Annotated in this window: 28 protein-coding genes, 1 tRNA gene and 1 riboswitch; of the genes, 14 read left to right on the top strand and 15 right to left on the bottom strand. The window is 70.9% G+C overall.

The features are described from left to right. Positions 1 to 41: 41 nt before the first annotated feature. Positions 42 to 740: a hypothetical protein gene (locus ACH4LD_RS00715; RefSeq protein ID WP_398053066.1), complete on the bottom strand. Its 699-nt coding sequence runs from the start codon at positions 738 to 740 to the stop codon at positions 42 to 44. A 342-nt stretch (positions 741 to 1,082) separates the two neighbouring features. Here ACH4LD_RS00715 and ACH4LD_RS00710 point away from each other — a divergent pair, with 342 nt between their 5' ends. Continuing rightward, a complete protein-coding gene (locus ACH4LD_RS00710; RefSeq protein WP_398053065.1) occupies positions 1,083 to 2,111 on the top strand; it encodes a helix-turn-helix domain-containing protein in 1,029 nt (342 codons plus the stop codon). A gap of 25 nt (positions 2,112 to 2,136) precedes the next feature. Here ACH4LD_RS00710 and ACH4LD_RS00705 read toward each other — a convergent pair whose 3' ends face one another. Further along, positions 2,137 to 2,769 carry an ATP-binding protein gene (locus ACH4LD_RS00705; RefSeq protein WP_398053064.1) on the bottom strand — a complete coding sequence of 211 codons (633 nt, stop codon included), beginning with the start codon at positions 2,767 to 2,769 and terminating at the stop codon, positions 2,137 to 2,139. Positions 2,770 to 2,987: 218 nt separating this feature from the next. On the opposite strand from ACH4LD_RS00705, the gene ACH4LD_RS00700 reads away from it, so the two are divergent. Continuing rightward, positions 2,988 to 3,833, top strand: coding sequence for a helix-turn-helix domain-containing protein (locus ACH4LD_RS00700; RefSeq protein ID WP_398053063.1), 846 nt, complete (start codon positions 2,988 to 2,990; stop codon positions 3,831 to 3,833). Then, positions 3,834 to 4,049 (top strand): DUF397 domain-containing protein, encoded by a 216-nt coding sequence (locus ACH4LD_RS00695; protein ID WP_398053062.1) that lies wholly within the window; start codon positions 3,834 to 3,836, stop codon positions 4,047 to 4,049. It abuts the gene before it with no gap. Positions 4,050 to 4,367: 318 nt separating this feature from the next. Here ACH4LD_RS00695 and ACH4LD_RS00690 read toward each other — a convergent pair whose 3' ends face one another. Both ACH4LD_RS00690 and ACH4LD_RS00685 read right to left on the bottom strand, forming a co-directional pair. After that, the gene (locus tag ACH4LD_RS00690) at positions 4,368 to 4,847 is read right to left on the bottom strand and encodes a DUF2267 domain-containing protein (RefSeq protein WP_398053061.1); all 480 of its coding nucleotides are present in this window, start codon (positions 4,845 to 4,847) and stop codon (positions 4,368 to 4,370) included. A 416-nt stretch (positions 4,848 to 5,263) separates the two neighbouring features. Further along, on the bottom strand, positions 5,264 to 5,689 hold the full coding sequence (locus ACH4LD_RS00685) for an Hsp20/alpha crystallin family protein (RefSeq protein WP_207928404.1): 426 nt from the start codon (positions 5,687 to 5,689) through the stop codon (positions 5,264 to 5,266). 229 nt (positions 5,690 to 5,918) lie between these two features. On the opposite strand from ACH4LD_RS00685, the gene ACH4LD_RS00680 reads away from it, so the two are divergent. Next, positions 5,919 to 6,221 (top strand): hypothetical protein, encoded by a 303-nt coding sequence (locus ACH4LD_RS00680; RefSeq protein ID WP_132786046.1) that lies wholly within the window; start codon positions 5,919 to 5,921, stop codon positions 6,219 to 6,221. A gap of 16 nt (positions 6,222 to 6,237) precedes the next feature. Here ACH4LD_RS00680 and ACH4LD_RS00675 read toward each other — a convergent pair whose 3' ends face one another. Next, positions 6,238 to 7,191: a GlxA family transcriptional regulator gene (locus ACH4LD_RS00675; protein ID WP_398053060.1), complete on the bottom strand. Its 954-nt coding sequence runs from the start codon at positions 7,189 to 7,191 to the stop codon at positions 6,238 to 6,240. A gap of 296 nt (positions 7,192 to 7,487) precedes the next feature. Between ACH4LD_RS00675 and ACH4LD_RS00670 the strand changes: the two genes are divergently transcribed. Next, on the top strand, positions 7,488 to 7,964 hold the full coding sequence (locus ACH4LD_RS00670) for a hypothetical protein (RefSeq protein ID WP_398053059.1): 477 nt from the start codon (positions 7,488 to 7,490) through the stop codon (positions 7,962 to 7,964). Between the two features lie 3 nt (positions 7,965 to 7,967). Here ACH4LD_RS00670 and ACH4LD_RS00665 read toward each other — a convergent pair whose 3' ends face one another. Next, positions 7,968 to 9,566 carry an MFS transporter gene (locus ACH4LD_RS00665; protein ID WP_398053058.1) on the bottom strand — a complete coding sequence of 533 codons (1,599 nt, stop codon included), beginning with the start codon at positions 9,564 to 9,566 and terminating at the stop codon, positions 7,968 to 7,970. Between the two features lie 63 nt (positions 9,567 to 9,629). Then, positions 9,630 to 10,943, bottom strand: coding sequence for a DUF445 domain-containing protein (locus tag ACH4LD_RS00660; protein WP_398053057.1), 1,314 nt, complete (start codon positions 10,941 to 10,943; stop codon positions 9,630 to 9,632). Positions 10,944 to 11,138: 195 nt separating this feature from the next. On the opposite strand from ACH4LD_RS00660, the gene ACH4LD_RS00655 reads away from it, so the two are divergent. Next, positions 11,139 to 12,473 carry an SGNH/GDSL hydrolase family protein gene (locus ACH4LD_RS00655; protein WP_398053056.1) on the top strand — a complete coding sequence of 445 codons (1,335 nt, stop codon included), beginning with the start codon at positions 11,139 to 11,141 and terminating at the stop codon, positions 12,471 to 12,473. 26 nt (positions 12,474 to 12,499) lie between these two features. Then, positions 12,500 to 13,102 carry an RdgB/HAM1 family non-canonical purine NTP pyrophosphatase gene (gene rdgB / locus ACH4LD_RS00650; RefSeq protein ID WP_398053055.1) on the top strand — a complete coding sequence of 201 codons (603 nt, stop codon included), beginning with the start codon at positions 12,500 to 12,502 and terminating at the stop codon, positions 13,100 to 13,102. Between the two features lie 41 nt (positions 13,103 to 13,143). Here rdgB and ACH4LD_RS00645 read toward each other — a convergent pair. The 4 genes from ACH4LD_RS00645 to bcp all read right to left on the bottom strand — a co-directional run bounded on the left by ACH4LD_RS00645 (position 13,144) and on the right by bcp (position 15,076). Beyond that, positions 13,144 to 13,228 (bottom strand) — tRNA-Leu (locus tag ACH4LD_RS00645). An 11-nt stretch (positions 13,229 to 13,239) separates the two neighbouring features. Next, the gene (locus ACH4LD_RS00640) at positions 13,240 to 13,824 is read right to left on the bottom strand and encodes an HNH endonuclease (RefSeq protein WP_398053054.1); all 585 of its coding nucleotides are present in this window, start codon (positions 13,822 to 13,824) and stop codon (positions 13,240 to 13,242) included. Then, complete coding sequence (locus ACH4LD_RS00635) at positions 13,821 to 14,474, bottom strand: HNH endonuclease signature motif containing protein (RefSeq protein ID WP_398053053.1); 654 nt, start codon at positions 14,472 to 14,474, stop codon at positions 13,821 to 13,823. Before ACH4LD_RS00635 ends, ACH4LD_RS00640 begins: the two co-directional genes overlap by 4 nt. A gap of 134 nt (positions 14,475 to 14,608) precedes the next feature. Then, the gene (gene bcp / locus ACH4LD_RS00630; RefSeq protein WP_103810147.1) at positions 14,609 to 15,076 is read right to left on the bottom strand and encodes a thioredoxin-dependent thiol peroxidase; all 468 of its coding nucleotides are present in this window, start codon (positions 15,074 to 15,076) and stop codon (positions 14,609 to 14,611) included. 93 nt (positions 15,077 to 15,169) lie between these two features. Between bcp and ACH4LD_RS00625 the strand changes: the two genes are divergently transcribed. The 3 genes from ACH4LD_RS00625 (at position 15,170) to ACH4LD_RS00615 (ending at position 16,383) form a co-directional block, all read left to right on the top strand. After that, entirely contained in the window at positions 15,170 to 15,499 is a 330-nt protein-coding gene (locus ACH4LD_RS00625; protein ID WP_132786037.1) for a DUF3618 domain-containing protein, read from the top strand. A 22-nt stretch (positions 15,500 to 15,521) separates the two neighbouring features. Further along, positions 15,522 to 15,881, top strand: coding sequence for a co-chaperone GroES (locus ACH4LD_RS00620; protein ID WP_014672972.1), 360 nt, complete (start codon positions 15,522 to 15,524; stop codon positions 15,879 to 15,881). A gap of 66 nt (positions 15,882 to 15,947) precedes the next feature. Beyond that, a riboswitch (guanidine-III (ykkC-III) riboswitch) is annotated at positions 15,948 to 16,018 on the top strand. 44 nt (positions 16,019 to 16,062) lie between these two features. Beyond that, positions 16,063 to 16,383, top strand: a complete 321-nt coding sequence (locus ACH4LD_RS00615) for a multidrug efflux SMR transporter (RefSeq protein ID WP_103810145.1) — start codon at positions 16,063 to 16,065, stop codon at positions 16,381 to 16,383. A 45-nt stretch (positions 16,384 to 16,428) separates the two neighbouring features. On the opposite strand, the gene ACH4LD_RS00610 is transcribed toward ACH4LD_RS00615, so the two are convergent. Beyond that, on the bottom strand, positions 16,429 to 19,269 hold the full coding sequence (locus ACH4LD_RS00610) for a transglycosylase domain-containing protein (RefSeq protein ID WP_398053591.1): 2,841 nt from the start codon (positions 19,267 to 19,269) through the stop codon (positions 16,429 to 16,431). Between the two features lie 1,361 nt (positions 19,270 to 20,630). Between ACH4LD_RS00610 and ACH4LD_RS00605 the strand changes: the two genes are divergently transcribed. From ACH4LD_RS00605 to ACH4LD_RS00590, 4 genes are read left to right on the top strand one after another with little or no spacing between them, the layout of a single operon-like run. Continuing rightward, on the top strand, positions 20,631 to 21,431 hold the full coding sequence (locus ACH4LD_RS00605) for an ABC-2 family transporter protein (protein ID WP_132786035.1): 801 nt from the start codon (positions 20,631 to 20,633) through the stop codon (positions 21,429 to 21,431). After that, a complete protein-coding gene (locus tag ACH4LD_RS00600; protein WP_398053052.1) occupies positions 21,424 to 22,263 on the top strand; it encodes an ABC transporter permease in 840 nt (279 codons plus the stop codon). Before ACH4LD_RS00605 ends, ACH4LD_RS00600 begins: the two co-directional genes overlap by 8 nt. Position 22,264: 1 nt before the next feature. Next, positions 22,265 to 23,227 carry an ATP-binding cassette domain-containing protein gene (locus ACH4LD_RS00595; protein WP_103810143.1) on the top strand — a complete coding sequence of 321 codons (963 nt, stop codon included), beginning with the start codon at positions 22,265 to 22,267 and terminating at the stop codon, positions 23,225 to 23,227. Between the two features lie 9 nt (positions 23,228 to 23,236). Next, the gene (locus tag ACH4LD_RS00590) at positions 23,237 to 23,887 is read left to right on the top strand and encodes a DUF1707 domain-containing protein (RefSeq protein ID WP_398053051.1); all 651 of its coding nucleotides are present in this window, start codon (positions 23,237 to 23,239) and stop codon (positions 23,885 to 23,887) included. Positions 23,888 to 23,972: 85 nt separating this feature from the next. Here the strand turns inward: ACH4LD_RS00590 and ACH4LD_RS00585 are convergent, their stop codons facing one another. The 3 genes from ACH4LD_RS00585 to ACH4LD_RS00575 form a co-directional block, all read right to left on the bottom strand. Then, positions 23,973 to 24,365: a hypothetical protein gene (locus ACH4LD_RS00585; RefSeq protein WP_014672979.1), complete on the bottom strand. Its 393-nt coding sequence runs from the start codon at positions 24,363 to 24,365 to the stop codon at positions 23,973 to 23,975. A 115-nt stretch (positions 24,366 to 24,480) separates the two neighbouring features. Beyond that, positions 24,481 to 25,215, bottom strand: coding sequence for a ribonuclease PH (gene rph / locus ACH4LD_RS00580; RefSeq protein WP_398053050.1), 735 nt, complete (start codon positions 25,213 to 25,215; stop codon positions 24,481 to 24,483). A gap of 78 nt (positions 25,216 to 25,293) precedes the next feature. After that, on the bottom strand, positions 25,294 to 25,527 hold the full coding sequence (locus tag ACH4LD_RS00575; RefSeq protein ID WP_014672981.1) for a glucose PTS transporter subunit EIIB: 234 nt from the start codon (positions 25,525 to 25,527) through the stop codon (positions 25,294 to 25,296). Between the last annotated feature and the right edge of the window lie 43 nt (positions 25,528 to 25,570).

The raw sequence follows: 25,570 nt of genomic DNA, 5'->3' as shown, positions 1-25,570 counted from the left end.
CTCTGTTGCCGGTCCTGTCAGCTTGCGTTGCCGGTCCCGGATCAGTCGCCCTGGTCACCGATGGCCTGCGCCACCGCGGCGCGCGACTCCTGGGGCAGCGTCCGGTAGATGCCCCAGATCTTCTCGATCGGGCTGAACGAACGCTGGTCGGCGTCAATCCACTTCATGAAGAGACGCCGCTCCACGGACGAGAGGTTCTCCACGAGGTCCAGCAGCGCGCCGAGGTCAACCTCGCGGTCCGCCCCGCCGCCGGTCCCACACTTCTTGCACTCGGTTACGAGCTGGTAGTCAGCGGTCCCGTCAGACTGGAGCACCCTACGCCGGGAGACGTTGAGCTTGGCGAGATCGATTCCGCCGTCCTCGTACGCTTCGCCGGCACCGATGCCACACGACCGGCACAGGTGGTTGTCGTCCTGGAGGACCTTCGCGCGCTGAGCAGCGGTCAGGCTGCTCTTGTGCTTCGGTGCCTTCGACTTGCCGGGGATCCAGACGTCCGCTCCCCTGGTCACGAACCGCTGCTCCTGCTGGAGCAGGGAGGGGTCGTCGCGATTCGTGTCGATCCGCCAGCCGTGGTCACGAAGGTCCCGCAGCCTGCGGTCGATCTGGGCGACGTCCGGGAACGTCTCACGCAGCTGGGCCTTGGTGAAGATGTTGCCCTCCCCCACGACGGAGACCAGCCACAGCGCTGCCCGGACCATGCTTCCGAACTTCTTGTCCTGGTAGGACGGAATTTCTTCCATTAACGCCTCCGCGAACTCGTGCCATTGGCACATCTTTCATTTCGGAGTGTGCTGCAGCTGCGACTCACAGTGCACGGCACATGGTCTCCGCGTTCCCCCGCTCCTCAGCGGCAGATCCAGCTGACACCACAACAGCGGGGAAGTCCAGCCCCTTTCTGACTTGCGCGGGCTGAGCATTTTCTGCGGGCTGGACTTGCTCGCAATGAGCAAGTCCAGCCCGCAGAAAGGCTGCAGGAAAGGCTGGCGTAGAAGGGCCAGCATCGGGGCACAATTGCCCAGTCACAGACAGGGCTTGGGTGGCGACGCTGGCCGCACCTGAGCATTCCAGGGAGGGGTAATTGCATGTCATCAGCTGGACGCAGCCCGGTCAGGGGCGGCTGGCTGGACCCCGGCAAGGAGTTCAAGGACGGCGTACGCCCGAGGAAACGCCAACTCGGCTTGGCCTTGCGGGCCTTGTGTCGCCTGCTTCGGTTGGACGACCTGAGAGAAACAGGTAGAAGGCCCCTCAAGCAGGCAGAGGCGGCAAAACGGCTGGAATGCACCGCTGATGAGCTGTCGCGCTACCTGAACGACGCCAGGATTCCCCCCCAGCACTTCCTTGAGCGTCTGCACAAGGAGGCCTGCGCCGACGCCGCCGCCAGCAATCAGGACGTCTGTATCAGCCTTGAAGCCCTGCTAGGTCTCCACACCAGCGCCCTAGGGGAGCAGCGAGGCTGCGAGCACTGCCTGGAGATGGGTGGCCGAATCGATTCGCTCATTCAGCAGCTGAACGCCCCCTGTCCGGCGTGCGCAGCGCACCAGCAGCAGCAGGAAGCCCGTCGACAGCAGCGGAAACAGCTCGCCGCCCGGCTGCGGTCCGCCAGGATAGAAGCGGCAAGGCTGCGGACGGCGGTGGCCGATTTGAAGGTCACGGTGGCCGATTTGAAGACCACGCTGGCTGAAGCTGAAAGAGCCGCCGAAGCTGAAAGAGCCGCCATTGAAGCCGGCCTGCGGGAACGTCTGGCGGCGGCACAGGGCTCCAGGGCTCAGCTGCCGGTCCCCCGTCGGCCAAGGGACCGGCAGCTGAACACGAGAGACATGTCGGCGACGCGGCAGCTGGTGGCGCAGGCCGAGGAGCTGGACAGCTCCGGCCGGGAAGACCTCGCCCTCACCCTGCTCCGGCAGAGCACGACAGAGCTGCTCACCCCAGCTGAGACCGCGCTGGTGGTGACAGAACTCAGATATCGCGAGAGGGACCGGCTGGCCGACGACCTCATCCACGTCTACGGCCGGGACCAGGAAAGGGAGGACGTCATGGCGGTAGCCCTGGAGTTGCACGAGGAAGGCGCACCAGACGACGCCGGCGCCATACTGCGAGCCGCGCTCGGTTAGCGTGCCGGCGCTCGGCCTCTGCCGGTCAGGCCGCGTCCGCTTCGGCCTCGTAGTACGTCTGGGCGCGGTCAAGGAAGTCGTCGGGATCGTGCCCACGTTCGGCGATCCAATGGAGAAGGCCGGCGATCAGCTCGACCGCGGACTCCTCAAGGCTCGTCTCCCAGCTCCGTCCATGCCGCTCCAGAACGCCTCCGGCACTTTGGTATGCCTCCAGTACGCCGACAGCGTGCTCAACCCGACAGCGGTCCGCTCCCAAGCTGAGTGGTAGTTCGCACCACACCGCCTTGCCGACGGCGGTACGGATCACGCCCCAGTCGGCGGTCAGGCCCGCGACGAGATGCAGGCCCCGGCCGCACTCGTCGTAGCACCCCGTCTTCCTGGCGGTCGGAAGCACAGGACTCCTGTCGTGAACCTCCAGCCGCAGCCGACCACTCCTCCACTCCAGCACCAGTGCCGCCGCCGTACCGTCCCCCACGTGCTTGACAACATTCGTCGCCAGCTCAGTGATGACGACTTCAGCCTCGTCTACAGCTGTCGGCATTCCCCACCTGGTCAGCTGCCTCGCCGCTGCGTTCCGCAGCAGGCGTACCTCAACTGGCGCCGCCTTGAAGGGCAAGACGCAGCGCAGCCGGCCGTCGGTCGTTCCGGAGATGGGCATGACCACCCTCCCTCCCAGGCCACGCACGTGCCCGCGCCCGCCGTATCCGAACGGCTGCACTGCGTAGCGGTCTGCGGTTGAGCATGGCATATGAGAACTCTCGGCATGCAACTTCTCACGACTCTCGATCGAGTGAATCCGATGGTGAGGCCGGTCCAGCGCTACCTAGCCTGTGGAGATCTCGGAACCGCCATCACGGCGCACGACGAAGGAGCCGGATGTCTGAACGAACCACCACTCGCCGACGCCAGCTCGGCGCGACCTTGCGTAAGTTGCGTGCGCGCAAAGGACTGACGCTTGAGGAGGCCGGGCGGCTCGTCGGTGTATCAAAGGCGACGGTCAGCCGGTACGAAACTCAGGCAGGGCCAGTCAGGTGGATCGTCGTGGAAGCTCTGTGCCGTGAGTACGGAGCGACCGAGGCCGAGACAGCGGCTGTCATTGGTCTGGCGAAGGACGCCAAGCAGCAGGGCTGGTGGAACTCCTTCGCGGATTCCATCCCCGAGAGCATGAACCTGCTGCTCACCCTTGAGGACGACGCAGTCCGCGAGAGCCACTTCTCGTGTGTCTACGTACCCGGCCTCCTCCAGACGCGGGCCTATAGCAACGCACTTCAGAAGGCCAACGAAGTGCCCCTCACCCATGAGGAGATCGAGCGTCTGGTTGACATCCGCATGAAGCGGCAGGAGATCCTCATGCGTCCGAAGCCGCCGCGGCTGTGGGCGATCCTCGATGAGTCGGTCATCCGCCGCGTCGTCGGATCACCTCAGCTCATGAAAGAGCAGCTCAGCCGACTGCTCGAAGCGAACGAGTCACCTCACATCACTCTCCAGATACTGCCGTTCGCCAAGGGAGCGCACGCCGCGGCCCTGGGCAGCTTCGTCATCATCGGCGGACCCGAGCCGGCCCTTGATGTGGTGTACGTAGACCTCCACGCCGGCTCGCTCTTCCTGGAGAAGGACGAGGAACTGGACCGTTACAGACTTGCGTTCGAGTACCTTCAGGCACAAGCGTTGGACATGGAGTCCTCGTCCGCCATGATCCATCGCGCCCTCAAGGAGCTGTGAATGTCCGTCGGCACTCAGCCCACTACCGAGCCCAGGTGGTTCAAGTCGTCGTACAGCGGTGGCAACACGACCGAGTGCGTTGAGTGTGCGTACGTCAGCAACGGCATCAGTGTCCGGGACTCGAAGTGCGCCAATGGGCCAGTCATCGCCGTTCCTGCCAACGCTTGGCTCTTCTTCGTGGCGTCGTTGGCTCGGCCGCAGCCGCTGGACCGCTGAACGCGTCCAGCGTGGGCCGCGGTGCCCGCTCCGTCGACCTCCGGATCCCGGCGAGTGATCAAGCCCTTGACCATACTGAGCGGTCTCTTCGTGCCCGTCTGAGCCGGGACACGGTGGTGCGCGGGCGTCGAACGGTCACGCCCGGAGAATCACGGCTCGGCCCTGCACGCCGGATGGCAGAGAAGACCGTCGCAGATTTCAAGTCGGACTGACAGCTCCAGTCCTGATTCCACTCGCATGGACGCCGAGCCGGTTCGGTGGCTCGTAGACCGGGCGTGTCCCGGGCGCCGCCCCAGGGTGTGCGGCGCCCATCGCGTGTTAAGCCAACCCCGCCAGATCCGCCCGCCCGAACAGCAAGGCATAACCCGGAGGGAGTTGGTCCAGGACGCGGGTGGTCAGCGACTCGCCGACGTGGGTCGACAGGACGCTCAGGACCGAGCTGACGTCCCAGCGGGCCGTCGCCGGGGTCGAGCCCTCTATGCGGGTGGCCACCGACTCCACGAACTCGCGGGCCGTCAGCGGGTGGGTCGCCGGGATCTGGGAGGCGATGACTCGGCCTGCCTCCCGGGGGAGGGCCTGGGCCAGGGCCACGCGCTCGTCACCGGTGACGTGGCCGCCGAGGGCCGACAGGACGATGCGGGTGACGCGTTCCGCCTCCACCCTCGTCGGGTACTGGCCCGCGTCACGCACCGCCTCGATCAGCTCCAGCCAGTCGGCGTCCTCCGTCCGGTCCTTGGCGAGCGGGCGCAGGGACGGGGTGGGGATGGTGGTTCTGGGCTGCGGGGTCGTCACGGTCATCGTGCTGGCTCCTCTTCCGGGACGCTTCGGGGCACCGGAAGCCCGGTACCCCGTAATGCAGCGGACATGGGCGGGAGTTCGGCCAATGTGCGGCATGGGCCGATTGGGCTGCATTGGCTGGGTGGACTTGCTTGGGCTGCATGGGCCGCTGGGGGTGCGTCGGCTCCACGGGGTCGCTTGGGCTGCGTCGGCTGCACGGGGTCGCTTGGACTGCGTGAGCCGCTCGGGCCGCGTGGGCCAGTGGGCCGCGGGTGACGCTTGGCTGCTTCGACTGCGTGGGTTGCCCGGACTGCACGTGCGTAGCGCGTGCCGTGCGTTTTCGTGCCCCGCCTGCCGGCCTGGCATGCGGGGCACGTGGTTGTCACGCGTCGCGAGCGGCAGCGCGCCCTGTCCGTCACACGGCCTGTGCGGCGGCCTCAGCCGCTGATCTCCTTGCGGTCGCCGCCCCCGCCGGTGATCTGGATGCGGCGCGGCTTGGCCTGTTCGGCCACCGGGATGCGCAGGGTCAGGACGCCGGCGTCGTACGAGGCGTCGATGCGGTCCGTGTCGAGGGTCTCGCCCAGGAAGAGCTGGCGGGTGAACGTACCCGTGGGCCGCTCGGCGACCAGCATCTCCGCGTCCTCCGGAGCGGGGCTGCGGCGCTCCGCGCGGACGTTGAGGACGTTGCGCTCGACGTCGAGTTCGATCGTCTCCGGGTCGATGCCGGGGAGATCGAAGTGGACCAGGAACTCTTCGCCGGAACGGTAGGCGTCCATCGGCATCGCGGACGGGCGGGGGTTCGCGCCGAAGAGCTGCTGCGTGAGCCGGTCGAGGTCCCGGAACGGGTCCGTACGCATGAGCATCACGGGTCACTCCTTCCATCAGGGGCTGGGGTGCGATGCCCTACGGCTTCTTATATAACTCTCCGCCGAAAACTTGACAAGCGTCGACTCAGGTTCGGCGCGGGTTCGAGTCGGTTCGGCTCCGGTCCCTTCGCCTTCCCTTCGCCCACCCACCTGCGCGTCCGCCTCGGGCCGGCGTTAGCCTCGGGCCAGACCCCAACAGCAGTGAAACGGACACGAGGAGGCCACCATGGCCCGAGTTCCCAGCGCGGTCGTCGCCGCGACCGGGCTCGTCGGCGGTTACGGCGTCGCCCGCTGGACCAAGAAGCGACAGCTCGGCGGGGCCGTCCTGGCCGTCGCCGGCGCCGCGGCGGCCCAGCAGTGGCGGGCCCGGGCCGGCGGGAAGGCCGCGGGCGCGCTGACCGCCGCCTACGTCGCCGCGTTCGCCGGCTCCCACCCCCTGGCCAAGAAGGTCGGCGCCTGGCCGTCCGTCCTCGGCGTCGCCGGCGCCGTCGCCCTCGCCTCCTGGGCCGTCGCCGACCGCAAGGCCTGACCCGACCCCCGGTACGTCACACCCTCTCCCCCGCCCGGAACGCCCTCCGGTACGCCTGCGGGCTCGTCCCCACCACCCTCCGGAACCGCTCCCGGAACGCCGTCGGCGAGCCGAAGCCCGTCTGGTCGGCGATGCGCTCTACCGGGTACGCGGTGGTCTCCAGCAGGTACTGGGCCCTGCGCACCCGCGCCCGGTGCAGCCACTGGAGGGGTGTCGTACCGGTCTGCTCCCGGAAGCGGCGGTTGAGGGTACGGGTGCTCATGCCGGCCTTCGCCGCGATCTCGGCCAGCGTCATGTCCTGGTCGCAGTGGTCCTCCAGCCAGGCCAGCAGGGGCTCCAGGGTGGTGCCGGCCGGGGCCGGAGGCAGGTCGTGGACGATGAACTGGGCCTGGCCGCCCTCCCGTTCCAGCGGCATCACGGACATCCGGGCCGCGTGCGCGGCGACCGCCGAGCCGAAGTCCTTGCGGATCATGTGCAGGCACATGTCCAGGGCGGCCGCGGCGCCCGCCGACGTCAGGAACTGGCCGTTGTCGACGTACAGGACGTTCGGGTCGACCGTCACCTCCGGGTGCCGCCGGGCCAGGTCCGCGGCTGCCACCCAGTGGGTCGTCGCGCGCAGGCCGTCCAGCAGGCCCGTCGCCGCGAACAGGAACGCGCCCACGCAGATCGACGCGATCCGCGTGCCGTTCGCCGCCGCCGCGCGCAGCGCCTCGGCGACCCCGGGCGGCAGCGTCTCCGGGGGCTGCGCCACCCCCGGCAGGATGATCGTGTCGGCCTCCGCCAGCGCCTCCAGGCCGTACGGCGCCCGGACCGTGAAGGCACCCGCGCTCACCTCCTCCCGCACCGAGCAGACCCGCACCCTGTACGGCTCCCGGCCGTCGGGCAGCCGCGCCCAGCCGAAGGTGTCGATGGGGGCGGAGAGATCGAACGGGACGACGCCGTCCAGCGCCAGTACGGCCACCGTATGCATGGCAAGAAGGTAGCCGTACGACGGGTTCGCGCCAAGCGGCCCACCCCGTGTCGATCGGCTCCCGCCAACTGGCCCACCCGTGCTCACCGGTTCCGGCCACCCGCGCCGACCGGTCCCTGCCAACCGGCCCACCCCGCGCCGACCGGTGCACGCCAACCGACCCGCCCGCGCCAACCGGAGATCAGCAGGGGAGAAGGGAGCCGTCGGCCCGCGGGTCCAACCCTCTGGCGGGAATCCGTTGAGCACTGGCAATCACGCCACTTCTGTGTGATCCCGGCGCCCCCTACCGTCCCCCCGTGACCAAGTTCCTGCTCTCCGTCCACGTCATCGCCGCGATCCTCGCCATCGGTCCCGTCGCCGTCGCCGCCAGCATGTTCCCGCCCGCCGCCCGCCGGGCCCTGACCACCCGGCCCGGCGCGGACGACAGCCACGGCGACGGCGGCCCCGACGCCACCGGCACCCTCCACGTGCTGCACCGCATCTGCCGCGTCTACGCCGTCGTCGGCGTCGTCGTCCCCGTCTTCGGGTTCGCCACCGCGAGCGAGATGGGCGTGCTCGGCAGCGCATGGCTGATCGTGTCGATCGTGCTCACCGCCCTCGCGGCGCTCGTCCTCGCGGCGCTGGTGCTGCCCGCCCAGTCCGCGCTCCTCGAAGGAAGGGCGGAGGCCGGGCGGGCCGCTCGGCTCGGCATGGTCACCGGGCTGTTCAACCTGCTGTGGGCCGCCGTGACCGTCCTGATGATCGTCCGGCCGGGCTCCACGACCGGCGCCTGACGGTCACGGCCTGCTCGCCGCCGGCGGCGCCGAGGGACCACCGCGGCCCTGCGAACCCCCCGCCGACGGTGCCGAAGGACCACCCCGGCCCTGCGAACCCGGCGTCCCCCGGGACGGCCGGGCGCCCCGGGCCGCCGCCTTGGCCCGGCCGGCCACCGCCGTCAGCGGGCGGGCGATGTCCTCCAGGGAGCGACGCTCGGCCCGTACCGCCAGGAAGGCGGCGACCAGCCCGGCCGCGCACATCAGCGCCGCGCCGATGCAGAAGGCGAGGACGGTGTCGCCGACCCGGCCCGTACCCGTCAGGTCGGCGAACAGCAGCGGACCGCTGATACCGCCGGCCGCGGTACCGAGGGCGTAGAAGAACGCGATGGACATCGCCCGCGTCTCCATCGGGAAGATCTCCGACACCGTGAGGTAGGCGCTGGAGGCACCCGCCGAGGCGAAGAACAGCACCGCGCACCAGCAGGCCGTCAGCGTGCCCGCGCTCAGCGAACCCCGGTCGAACAGCCAGGCCGTGCCGAACAGCAGCAGACCCGACAGCAGGTACGTCGAGGAGATCATCACGCGGCGGCCGACCGTGTCGAACAGCTTGCCCAGCAGCAGCGGGCCGCAGAAGTTGCCGACCGCGATCACCGCGAAGTAGTAGCCGGTGTGGCCGGAGGGCACGTCGAAGAACTTGGTCAGGATCGCGCCGAAGCCGAAGGTGATCGCGTTGTACAGGAACGCCTGGCCGATGAAGAGGGAGAAGCCGAGCACCGCCCGCCTGCGGTAGCGGCCGAACACCGTACGGGCGATCTCCATGAAGGACACGCTCTTGCGCTGGTGGATCTCCAGCTCCCCCTCGGGCGCGGGCAGCCGCTCGCCCCGCTCCTCCTCGACCCGGCGTTCGATGCCGGAGACGATCTCCTCCGCCTCCCGGTCCCTGCCGTGGATCAGCAGCCACCGCGGACTCTCCGGGACGTGCCGGCGTACGAGCAGGATGACCAGCGCGAGGACCGTGCCGAGCGCGAACGTCAGGCGCCAGCCGACGTCCTTCGCCAGCAGGCCGGTGTCGAGCGCGACGATCGACAGCAGGGAACCGCCGACCGCGCCCAGCCAGAAGCTGCCGTTGATGATCAGATCCACCCGGCCGCGGTAGTCCGCCGGGATCAGCTCGTCGATCGCGGAGTTGATGGCCGCGTACTCACCGCCGATGCCGAAGCCGGTCAGGAAGCGGAAGAGGAAGAACCACCAGGCCTCCCAGGACACGGCCGTGAGCGCCGTCGCCGCCAGGTACACCGCCAGCGTGATCATGAAGAGGTTCTTGCGGCCGAACCGGTCCGTCAGCCGGCCCCAGAACAGGGCGCCCGCGCAGGCACCCGCCACATACAGCGCGGCGGCGACGCCGGTGACCTGACCGGAACTGATCGCCAGGCCGCTGCCGGGCTCCGACAGCCGGCTGGCGATGTTGCCGACGACCGTGACCTCCAGGCCGTCCAGGATCCACACGGTTCCCAGACCGATCACGATCGTCCAGTGCCAGCGGGACCAGGGCAGGCGGTCGAGCCGGGCGGGGATGTCGGTGGTGAGGGTCCGGCCGGTGCCGGCCTCGGCTGTGCTCATGGGCGCTCCCTCCACGTCGAAGGACGGGATACCGGGTGCCCTGGCCTGCGCGGAACAGTCCGGTCAGGCCCCCAGCCAGCGCGAGAGGGTGTAGATCAGCAGCCCGGCCAGGGAGCCCACCACCGTGCCGTTGATGCGGATGAACTGGAGGTCCCGGCCGATGTGCGCCTCGATCTTGCGGGTGGTGTGCTCGGGGTCCCAGCCCGCCACCGTGTCCGTGATCAGCGAGGTGATCTCCGTGCGGTACGTCGTCACGACGTGCACCGCGGCGCCCTCCACCCAGCTGTCGACCTTGTCCTGCACCTTCTGCTCCGTCGCCATCCGGACGCCCAGCGACAGCAGCGCCGCCCGCACCCGCGTCCGCAGCTCGCTGCGCTCGTCCTCCGCCGCCGCCACGATCATCGACCGCACGGCCGTCCACACGGACGCGATCAGGTCCTGCACCTCACCCCGGCCCAGCACCTCGCCCTTGAGCCGCTCCACCCGCGCCCGGGTGTCCGTGTCGGACTGCAGGTCGGAGGCGAAGTCGGTGAGGAAACGGTCCAGCGCGCCACGCGCCGGGTGCGAGGGCATGTCCCGCATCTCGGTCACGAACCGCAGCAGCTCCTTGTAGACCCGCTCGCCCACCTTCCGGTCCACGAACCGCGGCGTCCACCCCGGCGCACCCCCCTCCACGGCCACCATCACATCGTCCCGGTGCAGCACCAGCCAGTCGTGCGCCCGGGCCACCACCAGATCCACCACCCGGCGGTGCCCACCGTCGGCGACGATCCTCTCCAGCGTCTTGCCGATGCCCGGCGCGATCTCCTGCGCGTTGGCCCGCCGGGTGATCGCCTCACCGACGACCGCCTGCACATCCGAGTCCCGCAGCACCGTCAGCGCCCCCCGCAACGCCGTCGCCAGCTCCGCCGTCACCCGGTCCGCGTGCTCCGGCTCGGCCAGCCAGGCCCCCAGCCGGCTGCCGATGCCGACCGCGTGCAACCGCTGCCGCACCACCTCCTCGGAGAGGAAGTTCTCACCGACGAACTCACCCAGCGAGACGCCCAGCTGATCCTTCTTCGTGGGAATGATCGCGGTGTGCGGAATGGGCAGCCCCAGCGGGTGCCGGAAGAGAGCCGTGACCGCGAACCAGTCGGCGAGCGCGCCGACCATCCCCGCCTCGGCCGCCGCCGCCACATAGTCCGTCCACGCCCCGGCGCCCGCGTTCCCGGCCGTCTTCGCCAGCACATAGACCACCGCGACGAACAGCAGCATGCCCGTCGCCGTCGCCTTCATCCGGCGCACCCCGCGCCGGCGCTCCTCGTCGGCCGGGGTGAACGCCGTCATCGTCTTGTACGACGCGACCCGCCCCGGTGTTCCCGTCTCGGTAGGTTCCATCAGCTCCACCCGTTCGGTGATCCCGCACACAATTGTCCCTTCCTGACCGACTCCCGGAACGAAACAGGAGTTCCCGGCGTCTGTCTGAAGGGTCGTAGTGGCAGGGTCCTGTCACGCCACCCCGGCCCATGACCCATCATGGGCGAGCAAGATCGGAGCCACCGGCTCCCATCTGTCGAGGAGAACAACACAAGCGTGACCAAGCGTCATGGTTATGCCGTCCTGAGCGCGCTCGTCGCGCTGGTCGTGGCCCTGTCCGCCGCCATATACGTCACCGTCGCCGCCGACGACGGCACCCCGCGCGGCGCCCTCACCGACAACCGCCCACGCCCCGACTCCCACGCCGCCCCCGCCTCCACCGGCACCTGGGTCGGCGCCTGGGCCACCGCCCCCGTCGGCGGCGAACCCGGCACCGAGACCGCCGGCCTCGCGGGCCGCTCCGTCCGCAACGTCGTCCACACCAGCACCGGCGGTACGAGCGCCCGCGTCACGCTGTCCAACCTGTACGGCCAGTCCGCCCTCACCATCAGCCACGCCTCCCTCGCCCTCTCCCTGGGCGACGGCAGCCCGGCCGCCGACGCGGAAACGATGCGGCGCCTCACCTTCGACGGCGCCCCCGGCGTCGTCATCCCCGCCGGCGCACAGACCGTCAGCGACCCCGTACACCTCACCCTCCCCCACGGCGCCGACGTCCTGATCACCACCTACTCCCCCACCCCCTCCGGGCCCGTCACCTACCACCCGCGCGCCCGGCAGATCTCCTACCTCGCCACCGGCGACCGCACCGAGGACACCACCGGCACCCCCTACACCGGACAGACCCCCTACTGGCGGTACGTGACCGCCCTCGACGTGCTCAGCAACGAGGCCACCGGCACCGTCGTCGCCTTCGGCGACTCCCTCACCGACGGCGTCACCTCCACCACCGGCGCCAACCACCGCTGGCCCGACATCCTCGACGGCCGCCTCCGCGACGCCCTGCGCAGCGGACGGCAACTGCCCCGCTACAGCGTCGTCAACGAGGGCATCAGCGGCAACCAGGTCCTCGCCGACGGCCTCGGCCGGCCCGCCGAGAACCAGAGCGGCCTCGACCGCTTCCGCCGCGACGCGCTCGACCGGCCCAACGTCAAGGTCGTCGTCATCGACCTCGGCATCAACGACATCCTGCGCAACCCCCGGCTCGCCGACCCCGACCGTGTCCTCACCGGCCTGCGCACCCTCGTCCGCCAGGCCCACGCCCGCGGCCTGGAAGTCGTCGGCGCCACCCTGATGCCGTTCCAGGGCCACCACGGATACACCCCCGCCCGCGAAGCCGTACGCCGGCAGATCAACGCCCGGATCCGGGCCGGTGGCGTGTACGACGCGGTCGTCGACTTCGACAAGGCCCTCCGGGACCCCTACGACCCGCGCCGGCTGCGCCCCGAATACGACTCCGGCGACCACCTCCACCCCAGCGACCTGGGCTACCGCACCATGGCCGAGGTCTTCGACCTGCGCACCCTGAAGCGCGCGGGCCAGACGGAGCTGTGACCGGGCAGCGAGGAATACTGGCGGACATGACCCGCTTGATCCTCGCCACCCGCAACGCCGGAAAGATCACCGAGCTGAGGGCGATCCTCGCCGAAGCCGGACTCCCCCACGAACTCATCGGCGCCGACGCCTTCCCCGACGTCCCCGACGTCAAGGAGACCGGCGTCACCTTCGCCGAGAACGCCCTGCTCAAGGCGCACGCCCTCGCCCGGGCCACCGGCATGCCCGCCGTCGCCGACGACTCCGGCCTGTGCGTCGACGTCCTGGGCGGCGCCCCCGGCATCTTCTCCGCCCGCTGGGCCGGCCGCCACGGCGACGACAAGGCCAACCTCGACCTGCTGCTGGCCCAGCTCTCGGACATCGCCGAGGAACACCGCGGCGCCCACTTCGCCTGCGCGGCGGCCCTCGCGCTGCCGGACGGCACGGAACGGGTGGTGGAGGGACAGCTGCGCGGCACCCTGCGGCACGCCCCCGCCGGCACGAACGGCTTCGGCTACGACCCGGTCCTCCAGCCCGACGGCGAGTCGCGGACGTGCGCGGAGCTGAGCCCCGAGGAGAAGAACGCGATCAGCCACCGGGGGAAGGCGTTCCGGGCGCTGGTGCCGGTGGTGCGGGAGCTGTTGGGCTGAGAAAGGCCGGGGGGCCGCCCGGGTGGACGGCCCCTCACATGTGCGGCCGGTGGGACTCGAACCCACACGGGATTTCTCCCACGGGCACCTAAAACCCGCGCGTATCGCCCATTTCGCCACGGCCGCCTCAAAACGGACTATTCGCTTGCAGGCCGTTTTGCCTCGCTCAGTGTACGGTCCCGCGCCTCGCGTCGTGCGCCCCCTCGGCACCAGGTCCTCGTCGTCGCGTGGCAGTTGGGACAGAGCAGCCGGAGGTTCACACGCCGGTCGTCGCTCCAGTCACCGTTGATGTGGTCGACCTCCAGCGTCATCGGATGCCTGCCCCACTCCGGTCCGACGCCGCACTCGGCGCACTCCTCCGGTACGCCCACCTCACGGAGCGCGCGGCGCAGCAGGTAGGTTCGCGTCCGGCGCCGACCGTCGTGCCTGACCAGGATGTCCCCTGGACGCCTGACGCGGTCCGCGCGAGTCCTGCCACGCTGGTGCGCCTGTCCCAGGAAGTGCGCGGTCGAGATGCCCTCTTCGGCGACCCGCTGACGCAGCAGCGCGCGCTGCGTGCCGGTATCCGGCCGCCCGAGACGGCGTAGCGTCTGCGCAATAGAGATCGACTCGGCCACCGCCGTACGCAGTTCGCCAGGAGCGGGGCTGCCCAGTCCGCCGGAGTCGGAGAAGTGGGCGGCCTCGGTCAACCGCTCTCGCGTGTACCGCGCCCCGCCGCTCATACGGCGCCGTTCCGGGAACGGCCCTTGCCGCGCCCTCGGTAATTGTCCGTGACCGAGTGACAGTTCGGGCAGAGGAACCGCAGGTTCTCGATCCGGTTGTTCCGCCAGTCGCCGTCGATGTGATCGATCTCCAGCGGGAGCGGACGGCCCCGCCACTCCGGCCCGGTACCGCAGCGAGCGCAGTGCTCCGGCAGGCCCACGGTCTTCATCGCCCACCTGAGCCGGTCGCTCGGAATGCGCCGTGTCTGGCCGACCGGTTGCTCGACGAGCAGGGCCTCCGGCGTCCTGACGCGCCAGGGTTTTCCGCGCTGTGCCGGCGGCCGGAAGTGTGAGGTGTCGATCCCGTACGCCTTGATCCTGCGGCTGATGTGCGTGTGATGGCCGCCGACGACCTCCAGGCCGAGGTGGCGCAGCACCTCGCACATGTTCGTGGAGGCAGCCACGGCTCCCTCAAGCACATCCTTCGTCCACTTCACCCCCTCCCGCTCGAAGTGCGAGACGTCCACTCCGAGCTTCTTCATCCGCCCGAGCAGGTACCGCCGACTCGGACTCCGCGGATCCACCCCCAACCTCTCCAACGCCTCCGACAGCGTTCTCGCGCCGCGAGCGGCCGTCTCCAGGCGTTCCTTCGTGTATGCGCCGGCCCCCATCAAGCTCCTCCGTTCCGGGCGTGCGTTCCCTGTCCGTACGGAGTAACGAACCGACTATCGGACAGTCACGCCCGGGGGCACGGAAACGGCCCGCGCCGGGGCTCCCGGTGCGGGCCGTTCATGCGGTGCCCGGGTCAGATGCCCAGGTCTTTGATGATCTTCGCCACGTGGCCGGTGGCGCGGACGTTGTAGAGGGCCCGTTCGACCTTGCCCTCCTCGTCCACGACGATCGTGGAGCGGATGACGCCCAGGTACGTCTTGCCGTAGTTCTTCTTCTCGCCGTAGGCGCCGTAGGCCTCGGTGACCTTCTTGTCCGGGTCGGCGAGGAGGGTGATCTTCAGGGACTCCTTCTCGCGGAACTTCGCCAGCTTCTCCGGGCTGTCGGGGGAGATGCCGATGACGTCGTATCCGGCGCCGGCCAGCAGCTCCAGGTTGTCCGTGAAGTCGCAGGCCTGCTTGGTGCAGCCTGGGGTCAGGGCGGCCGGGTAGAAGTAGACGATGACCTTGCGGCCCTTGTGGTCCGAGAGGGACACCTCGGTGCCGTCGGCGTCGGGGAGGGTGAAGGCGGGGGCCACGTCCCCCGGCTGGAGTCGCTCGCTCATCGGGCCAGCCTAACCGGGGGGCCTTGCGGTGCGGCGCGGCGCAGAGCTGACAAACTGTTCGGAACAGCATCAGCAGACTTCGGAGGCCGTACGGTGGCGGACACGTCGGACACCAGAACCCCGGCGCAGATCGAGGCGGACATCAAGCGCCGCCGTGAAGTGCTGGCCGAGACGCTCGACGAGATCGGGGTGCGGGTGCATCCGAAGACCATCGTCGGCGATGCGAAGGCCAAGGTCATCGCCAATGTCGACCATACGGTCGGACGGGCGTACGTGCAGGTCAACCGTGTCGTGAGCGAGGTTCGGGCACAGTTCGTGAACGATCAGGGGGCGCCGCGCCTGGAGCGGGTGGTGCCCGTCGCGCTCGTCGTCGTGGGGGTCGTGGGGCTGCTCGCCCTCGGGGCCCGGCGGCGCAGGGACTGACCGGGACAGGTAGGTTCGAGCCGTGAGCGCCAACAGAAACGAGCACAGCACTCCCCACCACGACAAGCTGCCCATCCGGATGCTGCACGACCGGGTTCTCGTGCGGCAGGAGACCGGTGAGGGCGAGCGGCGGTCGGGGGGCGGCATTCTGATTCCCGCCACCGCGGCGGTCGGCCGGCGGCTGGCCTGGGCCGAGGTCGTCGCCGTCGGGCAGAACGTACGGACGGTGGAGCCCGGGGACCGTGTCCTGTTCGACCCGGAGGACCGGGCGGAGGTCGAGGTGCGGGGCGTGGCGTACGTCCTCATGCGCGAGCGTGACCTGCACGCCGTCGCCGCGGACCGGTTCGAGGGGTCGGAGGACTCCACGGGGCTGTATCTGTAGCCCCGGCCGTACCTGGAGAACACAGAGCGAGAGGGCTGGTGACCATGGTCACCAGCCCTCTTTGCCGTGTTTTTGCTATGTTCGGAAGGAGCCCGACGAGACGCGCCGTACCGGGTCGAAGGCAAAGACGACGCACCCGAAGTGACCCGAAGAAGAGTCGCCGTGTCTCGGAGGTGCTGTCATGGCCTGGGTTCTGCTCGTCGTCGCCGGTCTGCTGGAAGTGGGCTGGTCGATCGGGATGAAGTACAGCGAGGGGTTCACCCGGCCCGTCCCCAGTCTGTTCACCGGCGCCGGCATCGTCGCGAGCATGGTCCTGTTGTCGTACGCCGCGAAGTCCCTGCCCATCGGTACGGCCTACGGCGTGTGGGTGGGCATCGGCGCGGCCGGTGCGGCGGTGCTCGGCATGGTGGTGCTGGGTGAGCCGGTCACCGCCGCCCGGATCTTCTTCGTGTGCCTGCTGCTGGTCGCCGTGGTGGGGCTGAAGGCGACCAGCGGTCACTGAGGCGTCACGGGTGGTGCGGCGTCAGTGGGGGCGTCAGGTGCGGTGTCAGGTGCCCGGAAACCCTCCCGGGCCCGTGTCCGAGCCGGTGGTGCCGCCGCCCGGTGTGCCGCCGCCGGTGGTTCCGCCGCCGGTGGTCGCGCCCCCGTCGGTCGTGCCGCCGCCGTCCGTGGTCCCGCCGCCGGTGGTCGCCCCTCCGCCGGTCGTGTCCCCGCCGGTGGTGGCGCCGCCGTCCGTGGTCGTGCCGCCGTCGGTCGGGGTGCCGCCCGTGGTGCCGGTGCCGCCGTCGGTCGGGGTGCCGCCGCCCGTGGTGCCGCCGGCCGTCGGGGTGGCGGTCGCGCCGCCGGTGGTCGGCGTGGCGGTGGTGCCGCCGTCGTTCTGGCCGCCGTCGGTGCCGGGCTGGGCCGTGCTGGTGGCGGGCGGCTCCTGGACCTGGTCGGCGCCCTGCTGGAGCTCCAGGTCGAACTTGCTCGCGGGCTTGCCCTGCAACGCGTCGCGCGTGTACTGCGCCCAGATCTGGGTGGGCGGGCCGCCACCGTTCATGCGCGGCTGGCCGAGCGCCCCGTACAGCGGCTGGTGCTTGGCCGTCACCGGGTCCTGGCCCATGACGGAGACCACCGTGGCCAGGTCCGGGGTGTAGCCGGCGAACCAGGCGGCGGTGTCGCTCTCGGCGGTACCGGTCTTGCCGGCCGCCGGACGGCCCGCGGCCTGGGCGGCCGTGGCGGTGCCGCTCTCGACCACGCTCTGCAGGACCGAGGTCGTGGTGTCGGCGGCCTCGCGGCTGACGGCCTGCTTGACCGGCTGCTGGGGCAGCTTGACCTCGTCGGTGCCGTCCTTGGTGATCTTCTCGACGAGGGTGTACGTGCCGTGCTTGCCGTGGTTGGCGAGCGTGGCGTAGGCCTCCGCCATGTCCAGGACGCTGGCGGTGGCGGTGCCGAGGGCGATGGACGGGTACGGCTGGAGGTCCGGGGTGTCGGAGGGGATGCCCAGGTCGACCGCGGTCTGCTTGACCTTGGCGGGGCCGACGTCGACGGCCATCTGCGCGTACACCGAGTTCACCGACAGGTCGGTGGCCTTGCGGACGGTGATCGGGCCGTACGACTTCTGGTCCTCGTTCTCGGGGGCGTAGGCGCCGCCGTTCCAGCCCTGGACCGGGCGCTGGTTGGTGCCGTCGTAGACCGTGTTCGGGGTGATGGCGCGGCCGTCCTGGGTGGTGGAACCGTTCTCCACGGCGGAGGTGAAGACGAACGGCTTGAACGTCGAGCCGACCTGGAAGTCACCGCGGGTGGCGCCGTTGGTGTACTGCTTCACGTAGTCGATGCCGCCGTACATCGCGACGACCTTGCCGGTCTTGGGGTCGACGGAGGCTCCGCCGGCCCGGACGAAGGTGTCGGCCTTGCGGTTCTTCTTGTCCAGCTTGGACATGAGCTGGTCGTCGACCGCCTTGACGAAGGCGTCCTGCCGGTCCTTCTGGATGGTGGTGGTGATGCGGTAGCCGCCGGCCGTGAGGTGGTCGGAGTCGATGATGTTGTTCGCGGTGAGGTACTGCTTGACCGCCTCCACGAGGTAGCCGCGCTGGCCGGACATGCCGGTGGAGACCGTCTGTTCCTTCGGCATCGGGAACTTCATGCCGGCGCGCTTGGACTCGCTGAGCCAGCCCTTGGTGACCATGCCGTCCAGGACGTAGTTCCAGCGGGCGACGGCCGCCTTGCGGTTCTCCGGGTGGGCGACGACGTCGTACTCGCTGGGCGCGTTGACGAGCGCGGCGAGGTAGGCGGCGCGGGCCGGGTCGAGGTCGGCGGCGTCGCGGCCGTAGTAGGCCTGGGAGGCGGCCTGGATGCCGTAGGCGTTGCGGCCGAAGTAGCTGGTGTTGAGGTAGCCCTCCAGGATCTCGTCCTTGGACTTGTTCTGGTCGAGCTTGATCGCGATGAAGAACTCCTTGGCCTTGCGGGTGACCGTCTGTTCCTGGGCCAGGTAGTAGTTCTTCACGTACTGCTGGGTGATCGTCGAGCCGGACTGCTTGCCCTTGCCGGTCGCGGTGTTCCAGCCGGCGCGGAGCATCGCCTTGGGGTCGACGGCGGACTCGGTGTAGAAGTCCCGGTCCTCGGCGGCCAGTACGGCGTGCTGGGCGTCCTTGGAGACCTGGGCGAGGGTGACGTTCTCGCGGTTGACCTCGCCGTCGCGGGCGAGCTGTGAGCCGTCGGCGTACAGGAAGACGTTGCTCTGCTTGGTCGCGAACGCGTTGGCCGGGGGGATCTTCACCAGGGAGTACCCGACGAAGAACAGCCCGACGAGCAGCAGCACGCCGACGAAGAAGGTGCCGAGCACCATCCGCCAGGTCGGGATGATCCGGCGCCAGCCGGTCCGCTTGGGCCGCTTGCCCTTCTTGCCCTTGCCTTTGCCCTTGCCTCCGGCGGTCTGACCGTCGGTGGCGGGGAGGGCGGTGGTGGCGGCTTCGGTAGCGGGGGTGGCTCCGGTGCCGGGGGTGGCTCCGGTGCCGGGGGTGGCTCCGGTGCCGGGGGTGGAGGGGCCGGCGGCGATCGAGGCGGCACCTGCTGCGGCACCGGTTGCTGACGCGGCGGCGCCGGCCGCGCGGGCGGCGCGGGCGGCCCGTGCGGCGGCCGGGGAGGAGGTAGCGGAGGCACCGGCCGGGTCGGCGCCGGAGGCTGTCTGGGCAGCGCGGTTCTCCCCGGCGGGGCGGGGAACGGTGGGACGAGGGGTACGGCGGGTGGGGTCCGACTCACCGGCGGCACCGGCGCCGCCGGGCTCACCGGAGCGGGGCGCGTTGACCCGCCGGAGCACCTGCGTGGTCTCGGGCGCGGGGGCGGCGTCGGCCTCCTGCCGGGCACCGGACCGCGGCTCTCGGGGCGGGGTGACACGGCGGAGCACCTGGGTGCTCTCGGCCGGCGGCTCCTGCCCGGAACCGAGCGGGGCCTCGGACACCCCCGGCTTCCCGCCGCCACCGGCCGCACCGGAACGCGACCCACGACCAGCACCGGAGGCACCGGCACCGGCACCGGCACCGGCAGCCGAGTCCACGCCGGCCGGCGCAGCCCCGCCGGACACCGGCCCGCCGCCGGACACCGATGCCCCACCGGACGCCGGGCCACGGCCGGACCGCGAACCGCCGCCGGAACCCTGACGCTCGGACTGCGAACCACGACCGACGGCCGGGCCGCTCCCGGACACCGGGCCACTGCCGGCCCCCGGCGCACGACCGGGCTCCGGAGCACGACCGGTTGCCGGGGCGCTCCCGGACACCGGGCCACGGCCGGGCGGCTGTGCGTCGCCGGAGGCCGCGCTTGCGCCGGCCCCCGCGGCACCCGTCTGTTCCGTGCGGGCGCGAGCCGCCTGGCGGGCGCGGGCGATGGAGGTCGTACGGTCCCGGCCCTGCTCGGCTGAGTCCGCGGGGCGGGAGCCGTCCTCGGAGGACGCACCCGTCATGCCGGAGCGGTTCCCGGACGCCGATCCGGGCGTGCCGGAGCCGGCCCGGGACGGGGAGTCCGCCGGGCCGTTGCCGGTCGTCCCGGCCGTCCGGCCCGCTCCACGCTCAGCCTCCGGGCCACCGCCGGCGCCACGGCTGCCGTCGGTCCCCCGCTCACCGCGCTGCGGCTTCGCCGCGCTCCCGGCCCGGCCGGCGCGCGGGTACCCCTCGGCGCCCTCGCCCACGTCGGCCCGCCCGGCACGCTCACCAGCGCTGCCCCTCGCGGCACCCTCGGCACGCTGACCGCCGATGCCCCGATCGGGCCCCCCGGCACCACCCTCGCGGCTCCCGGCGCCGCCGGCACGCAGGTCACCATCGCCCCTGGGGGCACCCTCGGCACGCTGACCACCCTCGCCCCGACCGGGCCCCCCGGCGCGCTCACCGCCGTCGCGGTTGCCCGCGGCTGCGGCGTGTGCGCTGGTGTCGCTCCTGGTGCCCCCTGTGGGATCCGGTGGTGTGCTGCTCGGTTCGCGGCGTCCCGGGTTTCCGGGCCCTTCAGCCGGCAGCGGCTTTTTCGGTGCCACGCCTTCGTTCCGCTGCTGCGGCTGCGGCTCGTCGCTCATGTCGTGCACGGACTCCTGTTTCGCGTCGTACGTTCCCGTACGCCTCGTACGCTTCTGCGCTCCCCCTGTTTGAAGACTCTCGCACCTGGCGTTCCGTTCCCGGATTCCGGCACGCTTCGACCGGAAATCGCGTGGCCGGCCGCCGGGCCTCCGGACTAGGCTCCTGCGCTTCGGTGTCGAGCGGTCCGAGGAGGTCGACTCACGTGGGCGCGGGACGGTTGTACGCGGCCGTGGCGACAGGGGGATTCAGACGGTACGCGACCTACCGGGCCGCCACTGCGGCAGGGGTGTTCACGAACACCGTCTTCGGACTCATCCTCGTCTACACGTACCGCGCCTTGTGGGACGAGAGGCCGCATCTGGGCGGGTACGACCAGGCGCAGGCCGTGACGTACGTCTGGCTGGGGCAGGCGTTCCTGTCGACTCTCGCCATCGGGGGCGGCGGCGTGGAGGACGAGTTGATGGAACGCATCCGTACGGGGGACGTGGCGATCGACCTGTACCGGCCCGCCGATCTCCAGCTGTGGTGGCTGGCGGCGGATCTGGGCCGGGCGTTCTTCCAGCTGCTGGGCCGGGGACTGGTGCCGTTCGTGTTCGGCGCGCTGTGCTTCCCGGTGTACCTGCCGGCCGACGCCGGCACCTGGGCGGCGTTCCTCGTCGCCGTCGTCCTCGCCATGCTGGTCGGCTTCGGCATCCGCTACCTGGTGGCGCTGAGCGCGTTCTGGCTGCTGGACGGCGCCGGTGTGGTGCAGATGGCGTGGCTGCTGGGCTTCTTCTGCTCGGGCATGCTGCTGCCGCTGAACGTGTTCCCGGGCGCGCTCGGTGACGTCGTACGGGTCCTGCCCTGGTCGTCCCTGCTGCAGGCTCCGGCGGACATTCTGCTGGGGCACGCGGATCCGCTGCCCACCTATCTCTTCCAGGCCGCGTGGGCGGCGGCGCTGCTGGGGGCGGGGCGGCTGGTGCAGTCGGCGGCGACGCGCCGGGTGGTGGTGCAGGGTGGCTGAGAGCCAGGTCCCCGGCCCGGGCCACCGGCTGGCCGAGGGGGTGCGGGCGTACCGGCTGATCGCGGGGATGTGGGTGCGCTCCACGATGGCCTACCGGGCGTCCTTCGCCATGACCACGTTCGGGAACTTCGCGGCGACCTTCCTCGACTTCGTCGCGATCATGCTGATGTTCTCCCGGGTGGACGCCCTGGGCGGCTATCCGCTGCCCGAAGTGGCGTTCCTGTACGGCCTGTCCGCGACCTCCTTCGGGCTGGCGGACCTGGTGATCGGGTCGATGGACCGGCTGGGCCGACGGGTCAGGGACGGCACGCTGGACACCCTGCTGGTGCGGCCGGCGCCGGTGCTGGCGCAGGTGGCGGCCGACCGGTTCGCGCTGAGGCGGCTGGGCCGGGTGACGCAGGGGGCGCTGGTGCTGGGCTGGTCGCTGACCCGGGTGGACATCGACTGGACGGCGGACAGGCTGCTGCTGATGCCGGTGATGGTGGTGAGCGGCTGCGGCATCTTCTGCGCGGTGTTCGTGGCGGGCGCGGCGTTCCAGTTCGTGGCGCAGGACGCCTCGGAGGTGCAGAACGCCTTCACCTACGGCGGTACGACGCTGCTGCAGTACCCGCCGACCGTGTTCGCGAGGGAACTGGTGCGCGGGGTGACCTTCGTGCTGCCGCTGGCCTTCGTCAACTGGCTGCCCGCGACCTATGTGCTGGGGCGGCCGTATCCGCTGGGCCTGCCGGGTTGGACCGCGTTCACGCCGCCGCTGGTGGCGGTCGTCTGTGGCGCGCTCGCGGGGCTGGCCTGGCGGGCGGGACTTCGTTCGTACCGCAGCACAGGGAGCTGACGTGAGTGACTTCATCGCACTGGAGAAGGTGGAGAAGGTCTTCGAGGTGCGCCGGAAGACCGGGTTCCTGCGCCGGGAGCGGCGTGAGGTGCGGGCGGTGGACGCGCTCTCGTTCACGGTGGCGCGCGGCGAGATGGTCGGGTACATCGGGCCGAACGGTGCCGGGAAGTCGACGACGATCAAGATGCTGACCGGGATCCTGACGCCGAGTGCCGGGCGGCTGCGGGTGGCGGGCATCGATCCGGCGCGGGAGCGGTCGCGGCTCGCGCACCGGATCGGGGTGGTGTTCGGTCAGCGGACCACGCTCTGGTGGGACCTGCCGCTGATCGACTCCTACCGGCTGGCGCACCGCATGTACCGCATCCCGGACGCCCGTTACCGGGAGAACCTGGACCGGCTGGTGGAACTGCTGGACCTTGGCGCCCTGTTGGACGTACCGGTGCGGCAGCTGTCCCTGGGCCAGCGGATGCGCGGGGACATCGCGGCGGCGCTGCTGCACGATCCGGACGTGCTGTACCTGGACGAGCCGACGATCGGTCTGGACGTCGTGTCGAAGGCCAGGGTGCGGGAGTTCCTGCGGGAGGTGAACGCCGAGCGCGGTACGACGGTGCTGCTCACCACGCACGATCTGCAGGACATCGAGCAGTTGTGTTCCCGGGTGATGGTGATCGACCACGGGCGGCTGGTGTACGACGGCCCGCTCGCGGGGCTGCACGAGGCCGGCGAGAGCGAGCGGACGCTGGTGGTGGACCTGGAGCGGGAACTGCCGCCGGTCGAGGTGCCGTCGGCCCGGGTGGTGCGGGTGGAGGGCCCCCGGCAGTGGCTGGCGTTCCCGGCGGGGCAGTCGGCGGCGCCGGTCGTGGCGCATCTGGCGGCACGGTACCCGCTGGTGGACCTGTCGGTGCGGGAGCCGGACATCGAGGCCGTCATCGCCAGGATGTACGCCGAGAAGGCGGTCTCGTAGGCTGCCGGCATGAGCGACGACGCAGTCCCGGACCTCCGTGCGTCCGACGCCGACCGTGACCGGGTCGCCGAGATCCTGCGGGACGCCCTGGCCGAGGGCCGGCTGGACATGGAGGAGTTCGACGAGCGGCTGGGGGCGGCCTACCGGGCGCGGACGTACGGCGAGCTGGCGCCGCTGACCCGCGACCTGCCGGTGCCCGGCGTCGCGCCGGCCCTTCCCGTCTCCTTCGTCAAGGCCCCGGCGGTGGACGGCGGTCGGGCGGGCCGGATCACCGGCACCGAGGGCTCCTCGACGGGCGCGGTGGCGATCCTGTCGGGGTTCGAGCGCAGGGGCCGCTGGACGGTGCCGAGGCGGTTCTCCTGCTTCACCTTCATGGGCGGCGGGGAGCTCGACCTGCGCGAGGCGGACTTCGCCGCCGGTGAGGTGGAGATCCACTGCGTGGTGGTCATGGGTGGGGTGCAGGTGATCGTGCCGCCCGGCGTCGAGGTCGTCGTACGCGGCGTCGGTGTGATGGGCGCCTTCGAACACCCGAGGGACGACGGCCCGCCCGTGCCGGGCGCCCCCCGTGTGGTCATCGGGGGGCTCGCGTTCTGGGGCGGGGTGGGGGTGGAGCGCAGACTCCCGCGCGGGGCGCGGAAGCGCTTGAAGAAGCCGCGCTGAGCGCGCACTCAAGGCGCGCGGGGAACCGCGCGACCGGTCACGACGGGCCCGGGGCGGCCCACGGCCCGCGGCCCGTCGGCGCCCGCTACGACGTGCAGACCTTGGTCAGCTCCCCCGCCGCGTCCGTCACCGGGCTGACGTCCGGTGTCTCGTCCCCGTTCCTGATGGCCGTGCGCACGTTGCCGACGGCCTTCTCCAGGTCGTCCACGGCCTTGTTGACATCGGTGTTGTCCGTCTTGTCGCCGATCTTGCGCAGGCTCTTCTCGATGGAGTCGAGTGACTCGTCGGCCTGGGAGGGGTCGTTCGCCGCGTTCTCCACGGCCTGCTGGAGGTCGGTGACGTTGTCGGCGATGGCGTCGGCGGTCTGCACGCAGTCCAGCGCCTTGTCCACGGCGTCGCAGCCGGTCGTGAGGCCGGCGGCGAGCGCGGCGGTCGCTACGGCGGCGACAACGGTGAGTCGGCGTCGGCTGGCGGCCATGGTGGTGTCCCTCCCCTGGTACGGCTGGCCGGGCGCACGCTGGTGAGCCGTGCGCCCGTATCCACTGGGACGCCGCTGGGGTCCGCCGGGTTGCCCCGTGGCCTTGGGGACTTCTTTACGCGCGCGTGGCCGCGAGTGCCGCCTGCTGGATCACGGCCAGTTCCCGGCAGCCGGTGACGGCGAGGTCGAGCAGGGCGTCGAGTTCCTCGCGGGCGAACGGGGCGGCCTCGGCGGTGCCCTGGACCTCGACGAAGCGGCCGTCGCCGGTGCAGACGACGTTCATGTCGGTGTCGGCGCGCACGTCCTCCTCGTAGCAGAGGTCGAGCAGCGGGACCCCGCCGACGATGCCCACGGAGACGGCGCTCACGGTGCCGGTGAGCGGCTGCCGGCCGGCCTTGATCAGTTTCTTGCCCTGGGCCCAGGCGACGGCGTCGGCGAGCGCGACGTACGCGCCGGTGATGGCGGCCGTACGCGTGCCGCCGTCGGCCTGGAGGACGTCGCAGTCGAGGACGATGGTGTTCTCGCCGAGCGCCTTGTAGTCGATGACGGCGCGCAGGGAGCGGCCGATGAGCCGGGAGATCTCGTGGGTGCGGCCGCCGATCTTGCCCTTGACGGACTCGCGGTCGCCGCGGGTGTTGGTGGCGCGGGGCAGCATGGCGTACTCCGCGGTGACCCAGCCCTCGCCGCTGCCCTTGCGCCAGCGCGGGACGCCCTCGGTGACGGAGGCGGTGCAGAAGACCTTGGTGTCGCCGAAGGAGATGAGGACGGAGCCCTCGGCATGCTTGCTCCATCCGCGTTCGATGGTGACGGGGCGGAGCTGTTCGGGGGTACGGCCGTCGATGCGAGACATGGCGATGAGCCTAGCCGCACAGGGGGAAGGGGCTCCTCCGGCGTTGGGAAGAGCCCCTTCGGGGTGAGCCGGCAGGGCTCACATCATGTCTTCGATCTCCGCGGCGATCGGGTCGGCGTCGGTGCCGATGACGACCTGGATGGCCGTGCCCATCTTGACGACGCCGTGGGCGCCGGCGGCCTTCAGGGCGGCCTCGTCGACCAGAGCGGGGTCGGACACCTCGGTGCGCAGCCGGGTGATGCAGCCCTCGATCTCCTCGATGTTGTCGATGCCACCGAGCCCGGCGACGATCTTCTCAGCCTTGCTGGCCATGTTCCTTCTCCCTGCTCCGAACCGCTTTGTCGCAGTAACCCAC

The sequence above is a fragment of the Streptomyces sp. NPDC017676 genome (assembly GCF_044329325.1).
Taxonomy (GTDB): domain Bacteria; phylum Actinomycetota; class Actinomycetes; order Streptomycetales; family Streptomycetaceae; genus Streptomyces.
The sequence above is the reverse complement of the archived record's forward strand: the minus strand, read 5'-3'. Positions and strand labels throughout refer to the sequence as shown.